20 protein-coding genes and 2 pseudogenes are annotated in these 20,891 nt (G+C 68.5%); 7 read left to right on the forward strand and 15 right to left on the reverse strand.

What is annotated here, in order from left to right; all coding sequences use genetic code 11:
• Positions 1-61 precede the first annotated feature (61 nt).
• Positions 62-1,399 (forward strand): tetratricopeptide repeat protein, encoded by a 1,338-nt coding sequence (locus tag IH45_RS0119545; protein WP_030669599.1) that lies wholly within the window; start codon positions 62-64, stop codon positions 1,397-1,399.
• 49 nt (positions 1,400-1,448) lie between these two features.
• Positions 1,449-1,979, forward strand: a complete 531-nt coding sequence (locus tag IH45_RS0119550; RefSeq protein ID WP_003985526.1) for an NUDIX domain-containing protein — start codon at positions 1,449-1,451, stop codon at positions 1,977-1,979.
• 42 nt (positions 1,980-2,021) lie between these two features.
• On the opposite strand, the gene IH45_RS0119555 is transcribed toward IH45_RS0119550, so the two are convergent.
• Positions 2,022-2,279 carry a hypothetical protein gene (locus IH45_RS0119555; protein WP_030595337.1) on the reverse strand — a complete coding sequence of 86 codons (258 nt, stop codon included), beginning with the start codon at positions 2,277-2,279 and terminating at the stop codon, positions 2,022-2,024.
• Between the two features lie 628 nt (positions 2,280-2,907).
• On the opposite strand from IH45_RS0119555, the gene IH45_RS1000000148775 reads away from it, so the two are divergent.
• The 3 genes from IH45_RS1000000148775 to IH45_RS0119570 are packed head-to-tail and all read left to right on the forward strand — an operon-like array spanning position 2,908 to position 7,636.
• The gene (locus tag IH45_RS1000000148775; RefSeq protein ID WP_158813147.1) at positions 2,908-3,048 is read left to right on the forward strand and encodes a hypothetical protein; all 141 of its coding nucleotides are present in this window, start codon (positions 2,908-2,910) and stop codon (positions 3,046-3,048) included.
• The gene (locus tag IH45_RS0119565; RefSeq protein WP_050514984.1) at positions 3,021-6,269 is read left to right on the forward strand and encodes a lantibiotic dehydratase; all 3,249 of its coding nucleotides are present in this window, start codon (positions 3,021-3,023) and stop codon (positions 6,267-6,269) included. The genes IH45_RS1000000148775 and IH45_RS0119565 overlap by 28 nt, the downstream gene beginning before the upstream one ends.
• Entirely contained in the window at positions 6,266-7,636 is a 1,371-nt protein-coding gene (locus IH45_RS0119570) for a lanthionine synthetase C family protein (protein ID WP_030669603.1), read from the forward strand. Before IH45_RS0119565 ends, IH45_RS0119570 begins: the two co-directional genes overlap by 4 nt.
• Before the next feature lie 69 nt (positions 7,637-7,705).
• Here the strand turns inward: IH45_RS0119570 and IH45_RS1000000146635 are convergent.
• Both IH45_RS1000000146635 and IH45_RS1000000147925 read right to left on the reverse strand, forming a co-directional pair.
• A pseudogene (locus tag IH45_RS1000000146635) lies at positions 7,706-7,840 on the reverse strand (3-hydroxyacyl-CoA dehydrogenase family protein); the annotation flags it as partial.
• Entirely contained in the window at positions 7,821-8,570 is a 750-nt protein-coding gene (locus IH45_RS1000000147925; RefSeq protein ID WP_199810689.1) for a tyrosine-type recombinase/integrase, read from the reverse strand. The pseudogene IH45_RS1000000146635 and the gene IH45_RS1000000147925, both read right to left, overlap by 20 nt.
• 112 nt (positions 8,571-8,682) lie before the next feature.
• Between IH45_RS1000000147925 and IH45_RS1000000151045 the strand changes: the two genes are divergently transcribed.
• Entirely contained in the window at positions 8,683-8,895 is a 213-nt protein-coding gene (locus tag IH45_RS1000000151045; protein WP_107058679.1) for a winged helix-turn-helix domain-containing protein, read from the forward strand.
• Between the two features lie 37 nt (positions 8,896-8,932).
• Here IH45_RS1000000151045 and IH45_RS0119585 read toward each other — a convergent pair whose 3' ends face one another.
• The 3 genes from IH45_RS0119585 to IH45_RS0119600 form a co-directional block, all read right to left on the reverse strand.
• The gene (locus tag IH45_RS0119585; protein WP_030669608.1) at positions 8,933-9,799 is read right to left on the reverse strand and encodes an immunity 49 family protein; all 867 of its coding nucleotides are present in this window, start codon (positions 9,797-9,799) and stop codon (positions 8,933-8,935) included.
• Positions 9,800-10,174: 375 nt separating this feature from the next.
• Positions 10,175-11,026, reverse strand: coding sequence for an immunity 49 family protein (locus IH45_RS0119595; protein ID WP_030669610.1), 852 nt, complete (start codon positions 11,024-11,026; stop codon positions 10,175-10,177).
• An 11-nt stretch (positions 11,027-11,037) separates the two neighbouring features.
• The gene (locus IH45_RS0119600) at positions 11,038-11,430 is read right to left on the reverse strand and encodes a hypothetical protein (RefSeq protein WP_030669612.1); all 393 of its coding nucleotides are present in this window, start codon (positions 11,428-11,430) and stop codon (positions 11,038-11,040) included.
• A 125-nt stretch (positions 11,431-11,555) separates the two neighbouring features.
• Between IH45_RS0119600 and IH45_RS1000000148780 the strand changes: the two genes are divergently transcribed.
• Positions 11,556-11,837, forward strand: coding sequence for a hypothetical protein (locus IH45_RS1000000148780; RefSeq protein WP_158813149.1), 282 nt, complete (start codon positions 11,556-11,558; stop codon positions 11,835-11,837).
• Between the two features lie 77 nt (positions 11,838-11,914).
• Here IH45_RS1000000148780 and IH45_RS0119610 read toward each other — a convergent pair whose 3' ends face one another.
• The 9 genes and pseudogenes from IH45_RS0119610 to eccCb form a co-directional block, all read right to left on the reverse strand.
• Complete coding sequence (locus IH45_RS0119610) at positions 11,915-12,775, reverse strand: immunity 49 family protein (protein WP_234440595.1); 861 nt, start codon at positions 12,773-12,775, stop codon at positions 11,915-11,917.
• Entirely contained in the window at positions 12,766-13,095 is a 330-nt protein-coding gene (locus IH45_RS0119615; protein ID WP_030669617.1) for a hypothetical protein, read from the reverse strand. Before IH45_RS0119615 ends, IH45_RS0119610 begins: the two co-directional genes overlap by 10 nt.
• 293 nt (positions 13,096-13,388) lie before the next feature.
• Complete coding sequence (locus IH45_RS0119620) at positions 13,389-13,892, reverse strand: hypothetical protein (RefSeq protein WP_030669620.1); 504 nt, start codon at positions 13,890-13,892, stop codon at positions 13,389-13,391.
• The gene (locus IH45_RS0119625; RefSeq protein WP_050514986.1) at positions 13,889-16,312 is read right to left on the reverse strand and encodes a hypothetical protein; all 2,424 of its coding nucleotides are present in this window, start codon (positions 16,310-16,312) and stop codon (positions 13,889-13,891) included. The genes IH45_RS0119620 and IH45_RS0119625 overlap by 4 nt, the downstream gene beginning before the upstream one ends.
• Positions 16,309-16,764, reverse strand: coding sequence for a DUF6507 family protein (locus tag IH45_RS0119630; RefSeq protein WP_030669626.1), 456 nt, complete (start codon positions 16,762-16,764; stop codon positions 16,309-16,311). Before IH45_RS0119630 ends, IH45_RS0119625 begins: the two co-directional genes overlap by 4 nt.
• A gap of 124 nt (positions 16,765-16,888) precedes the next feature.
• The gene (locus IH45_RS0119635; RefSeq protein ID WP_030669629.1) at positions 16,889-17,200 is read right to left on the reverse strand and encodes a pore-forming ESAT-6 family protein; all 312 of its coding nucleotides are present in this window, start codon (positions 17,198-17,200) and stop codon (positions 16,889-16,891) included.
• A 49-nt stretch (positions 17,201-17,249) separates the two neighbouring features.
• Positions 17,250-17,582, reverse strand: a complete 333-nt coding sequence (locus IH45_RS0119640; RefSeq protein ID WP_030669632.1) for a hypothetical protein — start codon at positions 17,580-17,582, stop codon at positions 17,250-17,252.
• A gap of 186 nt (positions 17,583-17,768) precedes the next feature.
• Positions 17,769-18,905 (reverse strand): annotated as a pseudogene (locus IH45_RS0119645) (DUF6177 family protein); the annotation flags it as partial.
• Positions 18,818-20,891: type VII secretion protein EccCb (gene eccCb, locus IH45_RS0119650; RefSeq protein ID WP_078897662.1), on the reverse strand; the 2,074-nt coding region annotated here is incomplete at its 5' end. The pseudogene IH45_RS0119645 and the gene eccCb, both read right to left, overlap by 88 nt.

Below are 20,891 nucleotides of genomic sequence, written 5' to 3' on the forward strand. Positions count from 1 at the left end.
ACAAATCTACGGGCGGTCGTCCCGGCCGGGGGGGGCGGGGCGGCGCCCTCGGGAGGGCACCATGGAGCCCAACAGCCTGCTCGACGCGATTCTCGACGAGGCGGGCATCTCGCACGCGGGTCTGGCCCTGCACGTCAACCAGCTCGGCCGGCAGCGCGGGCTGGCACTGCGCTACGAACACACGGCGGTGGCCCGCTGGCTGAAGGGGCAGCGGCCACGGGGCCAGGTACCCGACCTGATCTGCGAGGTCCTCAGCGAGCGGCTGCACCGGGCCGTGGGGCTCGACGACATCGGGCTGAGCCGGCCGGGAGTGCGCCGCGTCCCGGACACCCCGCTCTCCGGATTCGTGGAACGCGCCACCGCGCTGTGGCGCTCCGACGAACAGCAGCGGCCGCACGTCCTGTCGGCCCCCGCCCTCACCGGCACCTCCGCGGTCATCCCCGTATGGGAGTGGGAGAACCCGCCCGAGGACGCCGACGTGTCCCGGGACGGCCTGACCCGGGTGTCCATGGCGGACATCGAAATGCTCCGCGCGGCGCGTACGCACTACGAGCAGATGTACCGGAAGGCGGGTGGTATCGCGACGAGAACGCGGGTCGTCGGGTTCCTCAACACCGAGGCGGCACCGCTGCTGCGCGGCAGCTACACCGATGCGACGGGGCGTCAGCTCCACCGGGCGACCGGCGGGCTGGTGGCCGTCGCGGGAATCTGTGCGTACGACTCGGACGCCCTCGGGCTGGCCCAGCGCTACTTCCATCAGGCGCTGCGGCTGGCCAAGGCGAGCGGGGACCGGGGGCTCGGCGCGTACATCATCGCGCTGCTGGTCAACCAGTCCCTGTTCGTACGGGAGTACCGCCAGGCGGTCGCGTTCGCGGAGGCGGCCCTGCGCACGGCGGGGCCGCAGATCACCCCGGCGCTCGCGGCGGACCTCTACGCGATGCAGGCCAAGGCGTACGCACGTCTGGGGGACGGCGCGAGCGCGCTGTCCTGCATCCGGCGTGCGGAGGCGGCGGCCGAGCGCATACGCCCTGGTCAGGAACCCGACGAAACGGATTACGTCCAGCCGGGCCTGGTGAACGTACAAGTGGCGGAGGCGCTGCTGAGCCTGGGGGACCTGCGGGCCGCCCGGGAACACGCGGACGCCGCCGTCGACACCCCCGCGCACGACCGGGGCCGGGTCCACCGGCTGGCCATGCTCACCCACATCGAGCTGCGCCAAGGGGACGCGGACCAGGCTGTGGCCAACGCCGCGCAGATGACCGAACAGGCGCGGGGAATGGAGTCGCAGCGGTTACGGGACCGGCTGCGGGCGGTGCGCGAGCATCTGTCCGAAACCGGAGGTACCGCCACCGAGGAGGCTGCCGATCTGATCGACGAGGCGCTGCGCGTTCCACTGTGAGGCCGGCCCGTGTCACCTTGCCAGCCCAACGGCGGAAGGTGGCACATACGTGCGATGGAAGAATCTCAGTGAGCAGACCGTGTACGAGAACCGCTGGTTCCGGGTCAACCTCGCCGATGTCGAACTCCCCGACGGCCGCCATCTGGATCACTTCCTGATCCGGTTGCGGCCCGTCGCCGTGGCCACAGTGGTCAACGAGGCCAACGAGGTGCTGCTGCTGTGGCGGCACCGCTTCATCACCGACACCTGGGGATGGGAGCTGGCCGCGGGGGTGGTCGAGGACGGCGAGGACATCGCCGCCGCGGCCGCCCGGGAGATGGAGGAGGAGACCGGGTGGCGCCCCGGCCCCCTCGAACACCTCCTTTCGGTGGAGCCGTCCAACGGCCTCACCGACGCCCGGCACCACATCTTCTGGTCCGACCAGGGCGCCTTCGTGGGCCATCCCGAGGACGACTTCGAGTCCGACAAACGGGAGTGGGTCCCCCTGAAACTGGTACCCGACATGATCGCGCGAGGGGAGGTGCCGGCCGCCAATATGGCGGCCGCTCTGCTGTTGCTGCACCACATCAGGCTGGGGTGACCCGGGCCGCGGCGGCCGAGGCGCGCCGCGTACCCGCCGGCCTCAGCGCACCATCGCCTGCCATACGGCGATCGCCAGCGCCGCGAGCCCCGTGAGTGCGGCGATGGAGGGCAGCGGCCAGCGGCCGTGCTCCAACCGCGTGACGCGGGCCTGCAAGTCGCCCGCGTCACGTTCGGTCTGTTCGGACCGCTGGGCGAGCAGCGCCAGTTGGCCGTCGACACGGGCGGTCCGCACATCGAGGCAGCGTCTGAGCTCCGCCATATCGGTGGCGACGAGATCGGGTTCAGGGTGGGCGGTCACGGTCCGCTCCTCATTCCTTCCTTGGACGGGACTTCGTTGTCGATCCGCGCATCAGTCAACTGCCTCGGCACGGACGGCGGGAGCGTGTGCGGGACGAATATGCGGGTTGCCCGCGCACACCCCGTGTGAAGTAACCCGCCGTGACGGCCCCCGAGGGAGTGCGGACTTCACACGGGGTGTGAACCGCGCACCAGCACCGGGCCCGTTCACACGGTCCCGACCATGGGCGCGAAGTTCGAAGCTGGTCTGCAACGGGGGCCGCTGCCGGTGGACGGGCGCCCATCGGCCGGTTGTCCGCCCGCCGTCTTTCCCCCGAGCGGCGGGCGGACCACAACGGGGGACGTCACTCACGGGGCGGGACGGCGGGCGGATCTTTCGTCCGGTGCATCCGGGTCATCCGGCCCGGGGCACGGTGGAGCAGGACGGCGCGAGGGCCGCTTCCCAGCAGGGAAGCGGCCCTCGCGCCGTGCGCCGTGGAGCGCGGGCCGGCGCCCGCCGGACCAAGATCGATTGGGACAGGAGTGCTTGACGTGATCTGTGTGCTCAGATGGAATACCCCGGCGGTCGGAGATGGCCCCGCGCCTCTCGGACCTGCTCCGGTACGGAACGTCTTTCTTTGGAGGACACCATGGAGAACGTCACCATCAGCCTGGACGAATTCGACCTCGACCTGGACATGGACACGATGGACGCGTCCACGGTCACCGTGGAGGCCCAGGAGTCCAAGCTCATGACGCAGGTGTGTCCGGCCACCTCCTGGCGCTGCTGACCCACCGGTGCGGGGTGGCCGGGGCCTCGTCCCCGCCGCCCCGCACCGTCGCCGGGTGGAGCAGCGCGTGGATCGGTGCGTGGATCGGTGCGGGGGCAAGCGTGGTTGGTACGGGTGACGTCGACTTCGAATGCGGACCGGTGGCCCTGGTACGAGCCGTGGCCCTCCCGCTGCCCCCGGACGACGCCCCGGCCCGACAGCTCCGGCCGCCCGGCGGGTCCCCGTACGAAGAAGACGAGCTGCGCCGGCGCATAGCGGAACTCGCCGCCGACCCGCGCCTCATGGAGGCGGTGAGCCTGGCCAGCGCGAGCCTGGCGGGAGAGGCCGCCCGTGTTCTGGCCGGAGACCGGCTCCGGCTCAAGTCCCTCCGCCGTATCGCGGTCTCCCTGACGAAGTACCACTTGCGGATGACCCACCGCCCCACCCCCTTCGGCCTCTTCGCCGGGGTCGGGCTCGCCGGATTCGGTCCCACGCCCGCGCGGGAGCCGGTCGGTGACGGGCACTGCGTGACCCGGCCGGACGCGGTCTGGCTGGACGGCGTGCTGGAGTCGCTGCTCGACGTCCCCGCCATACTGGAACGTTCGCGGCTCACGGCCAACAATCTGCTCACCGTACGGGACGGCCGGCTCGTACTGGCCGATCACCACGACCGTAGCGGCGAGCAGCAGTCGGCCGGATCGGTGCGCCACACCAAGGTGGTCCGGAAGCTCTTGGCAGTTGCGGCGCGCCCCGTACCGTTTCCCGGACTCGTGGCAGCGGCGAGGCAGGACTTCCCCCAGGCGCCGGAAGGCGCGATCGAGAAGAGCATCGCGCAGCTCGTCCGCGGCCACTTCCTGATCAGCGACCTGCTGCCGCCGCCCGACTGCACCGCTCCTCTCGATCACGTATGTGACCGGCTGCGAGGGGCGGATCATCCGATCGCACGTGAACTCCTGGCGATACGAGTCGAGTTGAAGCGCCTGGACGCCACGCTTCCCGGCAGTCGCCGCGCCCGGCTGACCGCCGTCCGCGAACGAATGCGCGCCGTGGCGCCCGCGACGGACGTCCTCCAGACGGACCTGGGGCTGGACGTACGGCTGACCCTGCCGCAGGAAGTGGCCCGGGAAGCCGAACGGGCCGCGACGGTGCTGTGGCGGACCTCTCCCGTATACCGGGGCAGCCCGCACCTGCGCGACTACCACCTGGCCTTTCTCGAACGGTACGGCACGGAGCGGCCGGTCCCGGTCCTGGAACTGCTCGATGAAGCCCGCGGCCTGGGCCTGCCCCGCGACTACCGCAGGCCCGGGACGCCGCCGCCCGCCCCCGGGGACGGGTCGCGCGACCGTGTCCTCGGCGAACTGCTGATGGACGCGGTCCGCGGCGGCGCCCGGGAAGTGGTGCTGGACGAGGAGACCGTACGCGCGCTGGAGCCGGCGGAGCGGGGACCGGCGCCGCGGAGCATGGAGGTGGGCGCCGAGCTGGTGGCACCGGGCTGGGACGCGCTGTGCGGCGGGGACTTCCATCTGGTGCTCGCGCCCCAGGCGGTGTCCCCGCTGGCCGGAGCGACCTTCAGCCGGTTCGCGCCGGTGCTCGGCCGGTCCGCCGAGCGGGTACGGGAGCTGGCGCTGCGCACCGGGCGCGCCGCGCCGGACGACGAGATCCCCGCCTGTGTCGCCTTCCGGCCCAGAGTGCTGCGGTCCGCCAACGTGTCCGCCGTCCCGCAGTGGCTGCCCCACCGCATCCCCCTGGGCGTCGGCCCCGCCACGGCGGAGACGGCGCACGATCTGCGCGTGGAGAACCTGGCGGTGTACGCGGACATGGACGGCCTCCGGCTCATCGACACGGCGACCGGCCGCAGGGTGCGGCCGCTCTCGTACTCGATGCTCAACCCGAGCAGCCGCCATCTCCCGTACGTGGCACGGTTCCTGCTGGAGGTCGGGCAGGAAGGACGGTCGTTCTGCTCCCCGTGGAGCTGGGGAAGCTGGGACTCGGCCCCCGCGCTGCCGCGGGTGCGGCACGGCCGGACCGTGCTCGTCCCGGCGCGCTGGCTGCCGGACCGGGCCTTGCACGCGGCGGCCGACGGCGGGGACGAAGCGTGGAGTGCGCAGGTCGAGCAGTGGCGGCGGCGCTGGGACGTGCCGCGGCAGACCCTGCTCAGCAAGGCCGACCACCGCGTCGCCGTCGATCTCGACGACCCGCTGCACCTCCTGGCGTTCCGCGACGAGGTGCGGCGGGCACCCGGACTGACCGTGGTGGAGCAGTTCGGCGGCCCGGGGGGACGGCAGTGGCTGCGGGGCCGGGAGGGGGCGCACGCGGCCGAGTTCTTCTTTCCGGTCTTCGCCGGGCCCACCGGCGTCCGCCCCGGCGCCGCACACGGCGCCCGTGGAACCCACCCCGTGCCGCCCCCGACGGGGGGCAGCCACGGACCGCGCGCCCACCTCCCCGGCGGCTCATGGCTCTACGCGAAGATCTACGTCCCCGAGGCCCGCCAGCCGGAGGTGCTGGCCCGCCACCTCGGACCGCTGACCGACCCCGGCCTGCTGCACAGGGCGGGCGCCGACCTCTGGTTCTTCCTCCGTTACGAGGATCCGGCATCGCACATCCGCCTGCGCTTCCACGGCAAGCCGGAGACCCTGTGGCCGGTGCTGCTGCCCGAGCTGCACGCGTGGGCGCAGGCGCGAGCGGAGGCGGGGCTGACCGGGAAGCTGGTCCTGGACACGTACGAGCCCGAGATCGAGCGGTACGGGGGCCCGGCCGCCATCGGTCACGCCGAGCGCTTCTTCCACGCCGACAGTGAGTCCGTCGTCGCGCTGCTGGCCTCCGGCCGGCCGGACGACCCGGTGCGGACGGCCGCGCTGGGCATCCTCGACATCGTCACCCGCCTCGGCGACCCCGACGAGGCGCTCGACTGGCTCAGTACCCCGTCGGTGCTGGCGCGCCGGGGCGACGTACCGCGGGACCGGAAGCAGGCTGTCGCCGCTGAGCTGGACCCCCGCGCAAGGCCCCGGCCGTCGGCCGCGATGAACGGCAAGAGCCTCCGCGGCCCGGCGCTGTCCGGTCTGCGGGAGGCGCTGTCCGCCGATACGGCGGACCCTGGCCGGAGGGCGCGGACCGCCCTGAGCCTGGCCCACATGCACTGCAACCGGCTGCTCGGCCCGCGCCGCGACGAAGAACTGGCGGCCCACGTGACGGCCCGCGAAGCGCTCGCGCTGTGGCGCGGCCGGATGCGGAACAGCGGATGACCGTACCGCACGCGCTGTGCGACGCGGCATCGGACACCGCCCACCGCGTCGCCGACCTGCTCGGCTCGCCGGAGCGGGTGGCGGAAACCACCCGCGCCGCGTTCGCCGCGCTGCCACCGGAGGTGCCGCAGCCCGCCTGGCAGCCCACGTCGATGCTGCTCGGACACCCCGGCATCGCGCTGCTGCACACCAGGTGCGCGCGGAACGACGTACAGTACGCGGCGGTCGGGCACGCCCACCTCGCGGCGGCCGTGGCGGCAGCGGCCGACGCCGGCCCGGCCGCGGTCGGTGACCTGCTGCTGCCCGCGCGGCTGCACGCGAACGCGCACGGCGGGTACACCCGGCTGCTGGCGCGCTGCGCCGAGGTGCACGCCGCATACGTCCGTGCTTGTCTGGGGCGTCTGATGACGCAGCGTCAGAAGCGCGGCCCAGGCCTGGCGTACAGCGATTACGACGTGATCTCGGGCCTGGCGGGGCAGGCGCGCGGCCTCCTGGCGGCAGCAGGCCACGGCGACGAACAGTGCGCGCAGGTGCTCCGCGAGGTCCTGCGTTTCCTGGTCGGGATGACGCATTCCGTCCGGCCCGCGGAAGGCGACGGAAGCGAGATTCCGGGATGGTGGTGCGCCCCTGACCGGTACCTCACCTCGCGCGACCGCGCGGAGTTTCCCAGGGGCGACCTCAACGTCGGCGTCGCGCACGGGATTTGCGGCCCGCTCGCGCTGATGTCACTGGCGTACCGCTCCGGCCACCGGGTGCCGGGGATGCGGGACGCCGTGCGCCGCATGGCCGACTGGGTGCTGGGCGTGGGACACACCGACGACCTGGGCCCCCAGTGGCCCGGCCGCGTCGCCGCGTACCCCGAAGTGGCCGGGGAGCCACCTCGGGCCGCAGGCAAGAAGAGCACACCGGGATGGTGTTACGGCACCTCCGGTATCGCCTGGACCCTGCACCTGGCCGGGCAGGCGCTCGGCGACCACCGGATGACCGCCCTGGCCGAGGACGCGGTCCGCGCCCTCGTACGCCGCCCGCGCGACGCGGCCGTGTCTGCCGACCCGGGCTTCTGCCACGGCCGTGCGGGGATCCTGCACACCGTCTGCCGAATGGCCGCCGCCCGCGGATCCACCGAGCTGTGGGCGGCGGCGGACGGCATCGCCCGAGAGCTGGTGGCGGAGTTCGACGCCCGGTCCGCCTTCGGCTACCGGCAGGTTCCGCCGCCCGTACCCACGGCAGCGGACCCGGTCGACAGCCCCGGCCTGCTGGACGGCGCCGCCGGGATCGCCCTCGTCCTGGCCGGCTACGCCGACGCTCGCCGGGGAGCGGCACCCGACGACGCGAACGGCTGGGACGCGGCGTTCCTCATGAGCTGAGTTCCCCATGAGCTGAAGCGAACGCTCACCACTGGAAGCAGGCCCCCGCCGTCCGCACCACCGCGGATGTCAGTACGTATAGAACCCCGACCCAGTCTTCCGCCCCAGCCGCCCCGCATCCACCATGCGGGCCAGCAGCGGGGGAGCGGCGTACAGCGGCTCCTTGTACTCGTCGTACATGCCGTCAGCGTGCGCGGATACCGTTCTGACCTACAGGTTCATAGCCCGTCGGGGGCTTCCGGGCGCCTAGGTACATCTCAGGGACATTCAGTTGTGGATCTTGGTCGAACCACTCGTCCATGGCGGCGAGGCCCCGCTTGCCCGCCCCGGGTACGGAATGAGCGTAGTGCTTCAGCGTGGTCTGCGGCGAAACGTGCTCTAGCCACTCCGACACGCTCACGATTGACTCGCCTGCCTCAAGCTGGGTGCTCGTGTACGTGTGCCGGATGGCGTGGAGAATGTCCGCGCGCGAGAGTTCGTAGACGGGGTACCGCCGGCTGCGGCCGCCGTGCGTCTTCTCTCCGATTGCCTTCAGAAGCCCGGCCTTAGCGAGAGCTGGACGCCAGCTCAGCTTGTTCCACATCGAGGGGTTGATTCGATTGCCCTGCGAGGTGCTCAGGACCAGCCGGACGGTGATCGGTTTGCGCTGTCGCGCTTCCAGCTCGGTCGTCGGTGGCTCGGGGTTGCGCCACGGGAGTGTGCAGGCGGTCGAAGGGAAGCGGCGCAGGTGGTCCTGGACGCGCTTGGCGGGATTGGGGGAGAGAGGAGAGATTCGCGTTTTGCCACCCTTCGGTAGACAGAAGTACGGCCTTCCTTTGGAGTCCCACCGCAGCTGTCGGCGAACGTGTACGACTTCGGCATCGAAGTCGAAGTCTTCCTCGGCGAGGCCGAACGCCTCACCCTGGCGAAGGCCGAGGCCGACGTCAAGGTCCACCGCGACGTGGTATCGATCCTGGAGGCCCGCCCGGACGGCATCCACGGTTGACCTGGACCATGCCTTGGCCCTCTTCTTCGAGGGTTTGGGAGCCTTGGCCGTCCTGTGAGCCTTGCGCGAACTCGCAGCCGCTGCCGGGATCTCCGTCTCCACCGTGAGCTACCAGCTGAAGCGGGTGTGGGCGCAGGGGGTCGCCATCGAGACCCGAGGTCGCCCTCGCCGCTGCCCACACTGCGGGCGGCGACCGCGGCCTGTGGGACCAGGCAACCCACGCGAAGCACTACTCCGGGGCATGGGCCGTCATCGCGCCGTAGAGATACGGTAGTTGAGCGGTGTGAGTTCTGTGATCGGCCGGTCGTAGCTCAAGCGTCGACCTCGCCGACCCAGCCGAACTGCAGAAGTTCCTTGGGCAGGTATTCAGACTCGACCTCGATCGGCATTCCGGCGTCATACGCCATGCAGGCGATGGCCAGGGGGCCGAGAGCAACCAGGCCCTCGCTGCTCAGGGAACGTGCCTCGTTCGCGGCCCAGTACTCCTTGTGCCAGGTAACAGCGTCGACCAGCGTCGCGTTGAACTGGTCGACTTCCTGTCGCTGATAGCGGTGGAAGAGTTCAAGGGGCGGGTACAGGATCTTCAGCATTAGCTCTTTGCTGGCGATCTGTGCGGTTTCGGGGTCGGTTCCGTTGATCGCAGTGACGAGCGTGGCCCAAGTCTCCGGTCGGCGGAACCAGGCGTTCTGCAGGGTTTCCACCCATGCGTAGATGTACTCATCGAACTCCGCACCGGATTCACGGAGGAATGAGATGGGCACCTGGGCCAGCTGGTTGAGGCGCTCGTTCTCGCGGCAGATCGCTGCCAGGTAGAAGGAGGTGAGCCAGTTTCCCGCGTGTAGGTATTCCTCCGGTCCGGTCGCGGGAAGATTCTTCACCTCCCCTTCGGTCCCGATCCGGCACGGCACGGGACCTTCGGCCGCCGCACCCGAGATAAACAGGGCGGAGCCGACCTGCATAGCCGTGACCCACGCCTCCCACGTCGGGAACTCCGACGCTGTGGGATCCGTCAAGCAGTACCACTTCGCTTTTGTCAGCGTGTAGCCCAACGCGTCGAAGCGGTCGAACTCCGACGTCTCAAGCTCGTCAAGCACCTCCTTGGCGCTCTTGACGATTGGCGCCATGGCTTCGGCCGCGTTGTCCGTGCGGAAGTCATGGCGGGGAATGCGCTTGCTCACTTGCCCCCTATAGCTGGATCTTCAAATAGTCGAGCTTGGCATCAGCGTAGGAGGAGCCAATCGGGTCGTTCGCCTTCACCAGAACGTACTGTAGCTTCCCCTCCCGCAATGCCGTGCGGAGCTCCGCAGCGATCTCGGCGTCCCGCCCACGAGCAGCTCCTCAGCCTTATAGAGCGGAGAGGTCATGGCGGAGCAGACAGCAGACTCCCGGTTCGCGGGGCCGAGCGCCACGAACAGGTTGGTGGGCTCGCGCCGGCGTCCCCGTACCTGGACCACCGTGCGCCCGCCGGCTGCTGCACGAACGGGCCCGGGGCTCGTGTTGTGGGTCGTGTCGCCGTCCGGGTGACAGCGGCCGTTGCTGCTTGGGCAGCCTGCTTACGTGGGGAACTCGCCGCACCAGTTGCGCTTGATGAGGACGGCGGGCAGGTACTCGGACTCGACCTCGATGGGGATACCCGCGTCGTGGGCGATGCAGGCCATGGCGAGGGGGGCGAGGGCGACGAGGCCTGAGATCTGGAAGGCTCGTTCCTCCTCGCTCCAGTACTCCTTGTGCCACTGGAGGGCGTTGGCCAGTGCCCGGTTGAAGCCGTCCTGGTCCTTGCGGATGAATCGGTGGAACATCTCCATTGGGGGGTATAGCAGCTTGCCCACCGTCTCAGAGTCGTTGACGACTTCCGGGGCGGTGGCGTCCACTGCGGTTACCAGGTTTGAGACGAGGTCCTGGCCTCCGAGCCAATATGTCTGGAGGGTGGCGATCCAGGCGTAGTCGTGCTCCTCGAAGCGTGAGCCGTTCTCCCGCAGCAGGGACAGAGGTACCCGGCACAGGGCTGTGATCCTTTCCTTCTCCCGGCACACCACCGCCAGGTAGAAGGCACTGAGCCAAGAGCCTGGATGCACGTACCACTGCGGGCCGGTGGCCTGGAGCGTGCGGTCCTTGTGCGCGATGCGGCACTGTACGTGCTCCTCGGTCGTGGTCGCAGCAGCGAACAGGGCAGAGCCGACCTGCATCGCGTTCACCCAGGCGTCCCACGTGGGGAAGACCGCGGCCCGCGGATCCATCAGGCAGTGCGCTTCAGCGAGGGTGAGCGTGGTGCCCAAGGCATCGCCCAGGTTGGCGGTGCCTGCTTCCAGGCCGTCGATCAGTTCTTGAGCGTTCTCCTGGAGCACAGCGAGGCCGTCTTCCGCGTTCCCTGTGGGAAAGGGGTGGCGGGGGATGCTCGAGACCAACGCGTTTCTCCTTAGAAGATCTTGAAGTACTTGAGTTCGGCGCCGGAATACTTACCGGTGTTCTCGGTGGCCTGGACGAGAACGTAGCGCAGGGTCTTGTTCTCGATGGCCGCTCTGATCTCCTTTGCGTACCGGGCGTCTTTCGGCGACACGAAGGCGCGCTGCTCCATATCGGCACAGATGGTGCGGACGTACTCGATGGTTCCCTGCTTCACCATGGTGTGCCTGTCGAGCGCACCGTTGCCCTGGCGCCAGTCCAGCCGTGCGTTCGGGCCCTTCGCCTCGACGATGATGAGGTTACCTTCTTTGTCACGCCAGAGCTGGTCGAACCTCTTCGAGCCGTTGGGTGTCTCGGGAAGGTCAGTGACCTCGTGGGCCCCTTCGAACTCCTTCTGCAGGAGCATGTGCCGACGTGCGGCTTCCTCACCTAGGGCTTCGCCGAGCTTGGTGTTGTTGGAGACGCCTTCGCCGACCGTCTTGTTGAAGTGTTCTTGCGCATCGGCGAGTGCCTGCGCGGAATCTCGCCCGCATGATGTTGAAGATCAGCGAGCGTTATGCAGAGGGGAAGGGCGGTGCCCTGCTGGACCCAGGCGATCTTCAAGACACTCAGCCACGGCATGAGGCGCTACGGCTTTCAGTCGCTGTTGGTCTTGTTGCAGGGCTCGCTCTGATCGCTAAGGCGATGAACTTGCCCCACCAGATTGCCGTCGCCAGCACAGTGATCGCGGCAACGTTGGTGTATCGCAGGGCAGCCATGGCTGGTCTCGGCGTCCTTGCGTTCCTCTACCCGCCGCTCTTCCCAGGCAAATGAGCCGCACCCGAAGCGAAGGGGGCTTGTGATTTCCCAAGGGCCGCACCGCGCTCCGTGGTGCGGGCCTTCGCGACGGGTTAGGCGTCGAATTCGCCTTCCCAGGCGAGTTCGAGGAGGGCCTCGGTGAGATAGTCGGTCTCGACCTCGACCGGGATACCGTTGGCCTTCGCGAGGCTGGCGATGGCCAGTGGAGCGAGGGCCACGATTCCGAGGATGTTTTCGGTGCGGTCTTCGTCGGCGGTCCAGTACTCCTTGTGCCAGCGGATGGCGTCGGCCAGGGCGTCGTTGAAGCCGGCGACGTCGTTGCGCAGGTACCGGTAGAGCATCATGATCGGCGGGTACTTGAGCTTGATCATTGTCTCCGCGTCGACGACGCGGGCGTGCTCGGGAGCGCTCAGGTCCACGGCGCGCACCAGGTGCGTGCGCAGGTCGTCCCGGCGGAGCCAGAAGCTCTGGAGGGTCTCCACCCAGGCGTAGGTGTACTCGTCCAGGGCGCCGCCGAAGTCGCGCAGAAGGGAGACCGGGATCCGGGCCAGCATGTCGAGGCGGGCTGCTTCACGGCAGATGACCGCGAGATAGAAGGCGTTGAGCCAGGTGTTCGCGTTGAGGTAGGTCTGCGGCCCGGTGGTGGCGAGGTGGCGCTCCTCCTGGCGGATCTTGCAGGTGACCGTTTCCCGGTTGGGATCGGCGGCGGCGAAGACGGCCGAATGTACCTGCATGGTCAGCAGCCAGGACTCCCAGGTCTCCAACGTGCCTGCAGTGGGGTCCCCGACACAGCGGACGAGGGCGACGTTCAGCGACTCCATGATCGCTTCCGACCTGGAGTTGTGCGAGGTCTCGATCTTCTCCAGCGAATAGGACAGTGACTCCTCCATGACGGGAACCACCGCCGCCATCTCGTCCTTCGGATAGTCCTGGCGCGCCACGATCACGGACACGGCCTTCTTTGCCAGATCTTGAAGAATTCGAGCACAGCCCCAGCGTACCTACCGCCGCCGTCTGTGGCCTTCACCATGGCGTACTCCAGATTGCCGTCGTCCAGGGCCGTCTTGAGCTCCTTGGGAAGGTCCGCGTTCGTCCATACCTTGCCCGATGCATCAGTCACCTTCAGCTTCGGCCGGAGCTGCATCTCGGCGATGATGGTCCGCAGGTACGGCTCGGTGCCCTGCCAGGTGAGCAGCGGCTGCGCGACGGCATTGCGATGACCGAGGGGAAGCGTCGTCCACTCCCATCCCGTGGCGATCTCCTCGTGGACCATTCGTGCGTGAACGGCGGCCAAATTTCCAGGGATTTCGCGGCGCCACGTCGGTCGGAGAAGACCACCGTGACGTCCCAGAACCATTCACCCGCAGGTTGGGTAGTGATCGCAGCATCTCCTCAGGGGCTATCTCACGGGAAGCGCATAGTTACCTGGCGGCCGTGCTGATCTTGGAGGCGATCAAGTCTGCCGAAGACCCGCCCAACATCGAAGCGCTGTCGGCAAGCCAGTTCCGGCGATATGCGCGCCACGGAAGAGCGTCCTTGGTGCCGTCGCATTGCCAGCAGCCGGGATCACCTTTCGTCTAGAGAATTCAGGCTCTTCTCATCCATGTTGAGTGGGGGCCGCTCAAGCGCTTGCTCGATGCTGCCCTTGGGAATGGCGGCGGTATCCACCTCAATGTGGCCAGAGGCATCCAGATTGAATGTCCCACCCCGTTCATACATTTGCACAAGCGGCTCGAAGGGCGATGGAAGGTTCGCAAGGTCTGCGCGGATGTCCGAAAGCACGGCGAAATTGAGAGCCCACTCGATGGTGTCAACGATTACCGGTTGTTGCAGACCGGTCTTGCCGCCGATGACGCTCACAATGTCGGTATCGATCCGAGCCGCGGGATCGATATGGCCGGCGATGTCGAAGAACGGCCACTCGTCGCACCTCGTCTCCAGGGCCCACAGAGCAGATCGCCGCATGAACTCTCGCATGAGCGCCACACGCGAACGGGTCCGATCGAACGAGCCTACCCAGTCGACTTGTTCGAGCCTCTCTGCAAGAGCTAGCGCCGAAGCCGTCCTCATGGTTTGTTCCTCCGGATGTACTGAATAAGGTCGTCCAAGTTTGACAGATCAGGCAGGAGCTCGAACGGAGGAGGATCCATACCCAGCCTGCGCCATGCCACATAGGGGTTGCTATGTGTCTCGTGCGGCGAGATCTCGTGCGCACCATAGTGTTCCCGGGTGAACCAGTTGACTCCTTCAGAGTCATAGTTCATTGCCCTGTACGGCATGCCCTCGGTCATAAGAACGCTTTCGACGCCTTCGTGGATCATCAGTCTCCTGAAGGCGACTTGGCCCGCTTCGTCAAGCTCTCCCCGCTCAGCCCTCTGCCAGAGATCAGCGACATGCGCCATGGGCGCCACTCGTCCGTTCCGGACCTGTCCCGGCCCGACAGGAAAGTCTTGGTGCACGGTGAAGAATAGGTGCTGCTTCACTCGGTCCAGTACATCCTTGGTGATACCCGTGTTCTCGGCTATCGGTACGGTGTCCCCGTCATTGGCGCGGATCGCGTCGTACGCCTCACCAGCTTTGGGCTGCGGTTCGTCCACATACGGCGTTCCGTCCGAGGCGAAGTGCTCGGGAGGCACCGTCGTTACGTGGGATCCATCTGGCAAGTCGTGCCCACCACTGGTGTCGGCGGGTCCGTCGCCCGGGTGCGGGACTGATGGGTCGGCGCCAGAGCCGTGGCCATTGCTACCCGTGCCACCTGATTCGGTGGTGTGGACGATGCCGCTTGTGGAGTTGTCCAACTCTCCGGTGCTCGGGGGGTGGGCATTGCCTCCGTCACCGGCCGGGGTATGGCTGTTGGTGGGCATGTTGTCGGCCCTGCCGCCGATGGGGTGGTTGCCTGCGTTGCCACCAGCGCTAGTGCCATCGTGACCCGCCTTGTCGCCGGCGCGCACCGGATCGGAAACATCCGAGCCGACACGAATGACGTCGTCCCCCCGCCCTCCGACGCCGGCCAGGACCAGCTGCTTCTGGTGGGCCGGGATATCGACCCGCGGGTTGTCCGCGCCGGTGGCGGGTGCGGCGGGCTTGCCCTGGGGGGCGTCCTTGGCGTGCTGGAGGAGGTTGCCGTTCTTGCCGTAAAGATTGCCGACGTCATCCGTGAAATTCCCGGTGAACGGGTCTCTCACCGTATTCGGGGGGAGGGTGACCGTATCTTCGGGCAGCTTGATTCTGCCGTCCGGGAGTCTGGTCGTCCCTTCTGGGAGGGCGGCGTCCTTGGGTAGCCGGATCGTGCCGTCCGGCATCTTGGTGGCGCCTTCGGGCAGGCTGTAGGCGCCCTCGGAGATCTTCGGGATCTCGACGTGACCGAGGCTCTTGAGGTGGGCCATCACGTCGCCGATCTTCGACACGCCCGCGGCTGCGCCCTTGAACACGTACGTCATCGGGTCGACGACCTGGCCCACCTTGCCGGCGACGGACAGCGCCTTGGCCGCCACCCCTGCCTTGCCCGCGCCCGAGACGGCGGCGCCGCCACCGCGGGTGACGATGGCGGACAGGACGTTGAAGGTGACCGCGCCCGCAGCCCGTGAACCGTTGGTTTCCCACTGGTCCCAGGCCAAGAGGGCCTTGCCCGTTTCCTTCATCGCAGTGCGCGATTCCCGTAGCCAGGAGGGTAGTTTGTCGTCCGAGGTGGTCCAGAAGATGGTGCTTGCGAGGGGCACCATCGAGATGGTGAGGCCGGTGGCGAGCTTGGCCAGGTTGGTCCACGCCGTACCGGCGGCGTCCCAGCCGTCGACGCCGACCAGGGTGCCCAGGCCCTTGATGGTGCCCCATACCCCGTCGACGATGAAGCCCTTGCCGAAGTCGGCGGCGTGCTCCCATACCTGCCACCAGGGGACGGATTCCTCGACCGCGTCACCCCAGGGCAGGCTCTTGGATTGCTTGAGGGCTTCGGCGTTGTAGCCGTACATGCCCTTCTGGTTGGAGCCGTCGTTCACCTTGAGCGTCGTGCCGCCGACCAGCGCGACGATTTTTCCGTGGCAGTCGCGTTCTGCTCTCTGGAAGGCGGTCCAGACTTCGGCAATCTTGTTGCGGCGGTTGAGGTTCTCCTCGATCAGGTCACCGTCTTCGTCCCAGTCGTCCTCGGCGGCTTCGTGGGCACGGAAGTCGGCGGCCTCCCGCTTGAGCTGCTCCAGCTGCTTGACCAGCGGCGTGATCTCGCTGGCGTAGGTGCCCAGAGCCTTGGCGATGACCTGCATGTCGTCGCTGAGGTCGTGTGCTTTGTCCGCCACCGGTTTGGTGACACCGAACAGCTGCTCCGCCTCGGGAGCCCGGTAGAAGGCGGACAGACCGCCGAAGGACTTGTGGACATCCGAGCCGGCGGTTTTGACCTTGGTGCCGCCTTGCGACAGCGCTTTCACCGTGGTTTCGAGAACGCCCAGGTCACCGGTGAATACCGGTACGTCGGCCGGGTCGACCGGCGCGCCACTCACTTCTGCTTCCCCCCGAAGTCCTTGAAAGCGTCCAGCCGTACGGCTCGCGCGGCGTTCTGGGCGTTCTTGGCCGCCTCCAGGTCACCTTGGACGTACTCATTGGTGGCTTTGGCGGCGCCCAGAATGGCGGCCCGGCACCGGTCGGCCATCGCCTTCATGTCCGCCTTGCGGCAGGTCGCGTACTCGACCAGCGCGGCGGCGACCGGCCCCGTCGCCTTCTGCTGCCACAGAGCCGGGCCCACCGGTCCCACCGGCTTGGCTGTGGTCAGCACCGGCTGCCCGCTCGGCAGTGTCGTGGCCTGCGTGCCCGGCACAGCCGTGCCAGCCGCCCGGGCCGCCTCCTGAAGGTCGGTGAGCAGCGTGTTGAGAGCCTCCCCCAGGCCCTCGGCATGCCCACCGACGACCTTCAACTGGCCCTGTACTCCCTGCGGCTGAATGTCCCACGATGCCATGGACGCCCCCTGTATACCCATCTGTCATACCGCCGTCACGACTGCGTGACGTCAGTCCCCCTCGACCAGCACCCGCCGGCGCACCGCGAAGGACTGCTTCTCCTGCCGACGCATGGGGACCGGTTCAGCCGATGTTGTCGACCGCGGACTTCGCGCGCGCCAGTGTCTGGTGGGCGGTCGCGTCGTTCTTCTCAAGAGTCGTCTTCAGTAGCTGGATGATGCTCCGCACTTCCTGCGAGGCGCGGTTCCAGCGCATTTCTTTGCCGTGGTACTCCTCCGCGACACCATCCGCTGCGAAGTCCGCCATCGCCGCCTTCACCTGCGCATCGCGCTCTGTAATCACCTGTTCCAGACGACCGATCACCGCCTGGACATTGCCTTGCGCCTCCGCGGAGGCGCCCGTGTCGTACGAACGCCGGTCCATGCCAGCAGCCATCACAATCACTCCCCGTCGAAATCTGCGTACGTGCGTTGGAAGGCGGCTGTCAGCGGCCCGAGAAGCGGGCTGCGTCGAAGTTCGCGGCCGACATCTGCGACCGCGCGTTGTCGGCCTGCTCCTGGACGCCCGAGCTGAATGCCGATTCCATGCCCGACTGGCCGCCCACGATCGCGGCCAGCGCGCTGTTCAGCGCCGCCGTGATCTCGTCCGCGCGCGACTTGAAGGAGTCGAATGCCGCCTTGCCCGAGCCGTTGAACTTGCCCTCCAACGGCTGCGCTGCCTGAACGAGCTGATGGATCAACGTCCCCAGTTCTGTGCTCGACCCCTGCGACTTCGACCTCAGGGTCGAGAGCGTCTGCGCTCCCATGTCGAATTTCATCGTGTGCTCCCCCCGCCAGACGTGACGATCATAGGTACGGTCATGCCTATCAACTGCGGATCGTCGCTGCAATCCACATTCCCCATGCTATGACGAAGGTGTGACAACGGCTTGGCGATTCTCGCCCGTCGCGCTGTGTCCGGTAGGGATGACGCATGACGCGTCCGGCCGGCCCGCTAGGTGCTCTCACGTGCCTTTCAGGTGCCGCATCAGGCGTTCGAAGTCCTGCCAGCCCGACAGGTCCGTTGGGTCGCCCGGCAGCGGGTAGTACATCGCAGGGCGGGCCTTCGGGCCGAGGGGGACAGGTGGCTGGGACAGCGGTGTCTTCCGGGCGCGGTCGCCGGGCATCTGGCGGACTTCCTCGGCGCCGAGCACGAAGGCCAGTGGGACACCGGGCCCCTCGAAGCGGGGCGGCACCGCCAGGTCCCGGCGGGCTCTGCGGACCTGGACGAGCATCGACAGCAGGCGGTGGCGGGTGGCGAGTATCTCTGCGGCTCCGGGCAGTGAGTCCACCGGCAGTTTCTCGTCGCTTCCGTAGCCGAACGCGAGCGTGACGTACTCCTCCACGCCCGCCTTCGTACGGCTGACGCGCACTGTGGCAAGGCCCGGCCGGCCCGGGCTGCCGACCACCACGAACCAGGCCGGCTCGGGCGCCCTCTCGTAGGCGATGTCGGTCAGCTGACGCGGCGACCAGGGAAGGTTGGCGGGCTCCGCGGTGCCCCACCCGGCCGGGGGCTCGCCGGTGAGTTCGCGCCATATCGACTCCAGCGCGCCACCGAGGATTAGACGCTCGTCTGCGGGATGGACCGTCCGGAACGTCACGGCGAGCTGGCGCTCCCCGGTGTCCGTCACCTCCTTGAAGGAGGCCGCCACCGGCGTACGGGGATCGTCGGCGGTCGCGTCGGCTCCCGCCACCGGCGCGAACATGCCGTCCTGCCAGCGCAGTACGGCTCCGGACTGCCCGTCGTAGTAGCCGTCCCGCTCGTCGCGTACGACCCAGCGGCAGGGCCAGTTGCTCAGGCTGTGGAGTACGGCTGGGGAGAGCGTGGTCCCGGCCGGGGTGACGATCTGCAGGCCCAGCTCGGCGCTTGTGGCGGTCCGGAATGCGTCCTGGAGCCAGGCTGTCATGGCGACCACCGGGCGGTCCTGGATGACGACGGCGACCTTGTCGGTGAGAACGTCGACCGTGGGCTGCGCGGCGGCGGGCTCGGGCGCGAGATTCACACCGTCGGTCTTCACCACCGCCAGCGACCGTGCGGCTTCGGGCGGCCAGGCGGAGCCATCGGCGAAGGCGGCCAGCCGGGCGGCGAAGGTGCCCGCGAGGTGCCTCTGCGGATGAGGATGCCGCGCCCGGCCGGCTGCTGAGAGGCATAGACCCCGGGGAAGAGCTGGCCCTCGCTGCGGTCGCCTGCCATGAGGAGCGCTGAGGATCCCGATTCGCGCAAGCCTTGCACCAGGGGTTCGTAGATGCCGCGGGAGGCTCCTGCCACGCGGCGGGTCAGGACGAAATGGAGGCCGATGTCCGCAGCGGAGGGAATGTACGGAAGGAACGGTTCCAGTGGTTCCTGGCCGGCAGTGGTGAGCACGTCGTAGTCGTCGACGAGGACCACGATCCGTGGGCCGCTGCCCCAGCTACCGGGTTCCAGGTCCTGGGGGCTCGTGGCGTCATCGGGTAGCCGCTTTTCCAGAACAGTGGCGATACCGGTGGCCAGACCCGCGCACATTTTGGCGTTGTAGGCGTAGCCGCCGTTGAACTCCTCGGGAATCGCGCCGCGCAGGCTGCGCCGGGGGTCCATGACGGCGAAAACCAGCTCGTCCTCGCTGTAACGCTCGATGAGGCCGCCGGCGATGGCCTTGAGGAGGTTGGTCTTGCCGCATTCACTGTCGCCCATGACCAGCAGGTGCTGGTCGTGCTGGAACAGGTCGAGCAGTACGGGTTCGAGCCTCGCTTGGTCCAGGCCGATCGGCACCCGCTGAGGTTCGGCGACCGGCCCCGGCAGGAGCTGGGGTTCCAGAACGTGTGGCAGCACCCGTACCGGCTGGGCGACCTCGCCGCTCCAGGTGGCGCGGACCGTCCGGGCCACACGCTCCAGAACAGCGCCCAGGTCCGCGGTGTCGGCAAGTCCGTCCGTGCGGGGCAGCGCGACCTGCGCAAAGAGTTTGCGATCGGTGAGCGCGCGGCCCGGCTCGTCGGGTGAAAGGGTCGCGGCGAGCTTGTGGTCGATGCTGGACTCGCCGGGGTCGTTCAGCCGCAGCTCGACGCGGGTGCCGAAGTTCGACTGGACGGCGATGCGCACGTCGTTCCAGCGCAGCATGCCCGCGACGACGTGGATGCCGTAACCGCCGCCGCGTTTGAGGATGTCGGCGATGTCGTCGTCGAGTGCCTCGAAGTCGTCGCGCAGCGCACCGAAGCCGTCGATGACGAGCACGATCTCAGCGGAGGCCAGCTGGGGCAGCCGGCCTGCCGCGTGCAGGTCGCGCAGCTGCTCGACGGAGTCGATGCCGTGCTCGCGGAAGAGGTCCTCGCGGGCCGCGAGCATGTTCCGTACTTCATCGACGGTGCGGGCCGCGCGCTCGCGGTCGGCGCGGCTCGCGATGCCGCCGACGTGTGGCAGGCTCGATAGTGCCGCCAGGCCGCCGCCGACCAGGTCGAGGCCGTAGATGCCGACCTCCTGCGGGGTGTGGGTCAGCGCCAGCGAGAGGACGAGGGTACGCAGGAGCGTCGTTTTGCCGGATTGCGGGCCGCCGATGACGGCGGCGTGGCCGCCCGCCGGCGTGAGGTCCAGGTACCACTGACCCTGCCACTGCCGGGTCGGGTCGTCGAGCAGGCCAAGGGGTATCTTGAGCGGGCCGCGGCGCTTGGTCAGCTGCATCCCGCGCGGGCCGACGCCCAGAGGACCGGCGGCCGTGTCGAGGCAGGTCGCGTCGGGCAACGGGGGCAGCCAGATACGGCGCACCGTGCCAGGGGCGTTCGCCAGCTGCTCGACCATGACACCCAGCTCGGTCGGTCCCATCTCCCGGCGCCGCATCGCCGGCTCCTGCGCCTCCGCACCCTCGCTCAAGGAAGTGGCGTTGAAGGCGTCGTAGGGGAAGGCGAGGGGTCCGGTGCCCTCTTCCTCCGGGCGTTGCACGGGGCCGCGGTAGGCGCCTGAGACGTAGCTTGCCTTGAAGCGGTCGTAGTGGCTGGTGTCGACCTTGAGGTAGCCGAATCCGGGCAGCGGCGGCAGGTGGAAGGCGTCCGTGGTGTCCAGGACCGTACGGGATTCGTCGGCGGAGAAGGTCCGCAGGCCCAGCCGGTACGAGAGATAG

This window comes from Streptomyces rimosus subsp. rimosus (genome assembly GCF_000720725.1).
Classification (GTDB): Bacteria; Actinomycetota; Actinomycetes; order Streptomycetales; family Streptomycetaceae; genus Streptomyces; species Streptomyces rimosus_A.